The 278-nt window shown below is 35.6% G+C and carries 1 protein-coding gene; it reads left to right on the forward strand.

The features are described from left to right. Positions 1-278: hypothetical protein (locus R0K30_RS21720; RefSeq protein ID WP_410612889.1), on the forward strand; the 278-nt coding region annotated here is incomplete at both ends.

Below are 278 nucleotides of genomic sequence, written 5' to 3' on the forward strand. Positions count from 1 at the left end.
CTTAAGCCATCAACAGTTATCTGAACTACCCACAGCTCCGACTAAGGTAACTATTAGCAGCCAAGCAGATAAACTATTAATTAAAACAGTTTATCAAAATATAACCGTGGAGCTTAAAAACTCATTTAGCAAACCATTTAATGAGATGCTGTCACAGCAACCGCAAGTTGCTATCGATTCGCAAAAAATTAAATCTCATCCACTTAGTGCCGTTAATAGTCCAATTCAATCATGGCTAAAAAGCAGTTTTGCTGATTTTAAAACGCGTATTTTAGATG

It is taken from the genome of Bacillus sp. SIMBA_154, assembly GCF_046536015.1.
Classification (GTDB): Bacteria; Bacillota; Bacilli; order Bacillales; family Bacillaceae; genus Bacillus; species Bacillus pumilus_P.